Below are 1,542 nucleotides of genomic sequence, written 5' to 3'. Positions count from 1 at the left end.
GGGGGGTGTCTCTATGTCCTTCGTCAAGGACGTGGTGCCTGGTTTGCGTGTGGTTGGGGTGGTCAGGCGGCGAGGGTGATGGTGGGGGTTCTGGATTCGTAGAAGGTGCCGTCTCGGAGCATGGCGAACAGCACGCTGATGCGTTGGCGGGCGAGTCGCAGGAGTGCCTGGGTGTGCGTTTTGCCGCGGGCTCTTTGCCGGTCGTAGTAGGCGCGTGATGCCGGGTCGGCGTTCATGCAGGCGAAGGCGGAGAGGAACATCGCGCGTTTGAGCTGCCGGTTTCCGCCGCGTGGTGCGTGTTCGCCGTGGATCGAGGTTCCCGACGATTTCGTCGTGGGAGCGAGGCCGGCGTAGGAGGCGAGGTGGGCGGCACTTGGAAAGCCGGTGCCGTCGCCGACGGTGACCAGCAGGACGGCGGCGGTCCTGACGCCGACGCCCGGCATCGAGGTCAGGACCTGGTGAAGAGGGTGGGCCTCCAGCAGGGTGCTGATCTGGGCTTCGAGTGCCTTGCGTTGGTCGTGGACGGCTGCGAGCGAGGCGGCCAGGGACGGGATCACGATGTCGAGGGTGCCCGTGCCGGGAACGATGACGGTCTGCTCGTCGAGGGCGTCGAAGACGTCATCGATCAGCCTCTGTGCCATCCGCGGAGCCTTGGGCCGGATCAGCTCGACGAGCCGGCGGCGGCCGGCTTTCCTCAAAGCGGCCGGGGATCCGTGGCGCTCAAGGAGCCAGGTGACGGCGGGGTGGTCCAGCCGCGGGCCGAGCACGCGCTCGAGGCTGGGGTGGAACTGGGTGAGCAGGCCGCGTATCCGGTTGCTGGTGCGGGTGGCCTCGGCGGCGAGGTCCTGGTCGAAGCCGGTCAGCACCGTGAGCTCGGCGGTGATCTCGTCGGTCAGCTCCAGCGAACGCAGGATGTGCGGCATCGTCCGGGCCGCGTCCGCAATCACCGCCGCGTCCTTCGCATCCGTTTTCGCCTCGCCCGGATACAGATCGGCGATCCGCCGCATGGCAAGTCCGGGCAGGTAGGCGACCTCGCAGCCCGCGTCCCGGGCAACGGTCAGCGGCAGAGCCCCGATCGATGCGGGCTGGTCGACGATCACCAGCACGGTGCCGAACTTGGCCTTGAGCTTGTCGAAGGCGGCCCGCAGTTTCGGTTCGCTGTTGGGCATCGGCTTGTCGAAGATCTTCTTGCCCGCCGGAGTCAGGCCGTGGCCATGATGGGCGGACTTGCCGACGTCCATCCCGAGGAAGACGCCCACGCCATCGGTGTCTAACATCGCACCCTTCCCAGGTGGTTGCTCCTGCCGGCCTCGGCAATGGCACCGTGCTCGCGCATCCACGTTATGCAGACCTGCCGCCCGCGTACTGCCCGGCATTGCGCCGGACCGGGCGGTGGCCGGGTCTCTCATCAGCGTCTCCGACGGCACCCCACGGACCCGGCGACACCACCCCCCAGGTCATCTGTTCGACAGAGGGGACACAGTCATACCGGGCCCGGAGGCCAGCGGCCCCATTGCAGGACCGCGAAAAACATAACGGGGG

1 protein-coding gene is annotated in these 1,542 nt (G+C 68.0%); it reads right to left on the bottom strand.

All coding sequences use genetic code 11. The features are described 5' to 3' along the window. Positions 1-62: 62 nt before the first annotated feature. On the bottom strand, positions 63-1,277 hold the full coding sequence (locus tag JGS39_RS39390; RefSeq protein ID WP_219574567.1) for an IS110 family RNA-guided transposase: 1,215 nt from the start codon (positions 1,275-1,277) through the stop codon (positions 63-65). Positions 1,278-1,542 lie beyond the last annotated feature (265 nt).

Origin of the sequence: Streptomyces poriferorum (genome assembly GCF_019399235.1) — a bacterium.
In the GTDB taxonomy this organism is placed as follows: domain Bacteria; phylum Actinomycetota; class Actinomycetes; order Streptomycetales; family Streptomycetaceae; genus Streptomyces; species Streptomyces poriferorum.
This window is presented reverse-complemented; position numbering and strand designations above follow the sequence as displayed.

Coding starts and splice junctions, on each gene's coding strand:
- JGS39_RS39390 (WP_219574567.1), bottom strand. CDS start 1,277: ATGTTAGACACCGATGGCGTGGGCGTCTTCCTCGGGATGGACGTCGGC.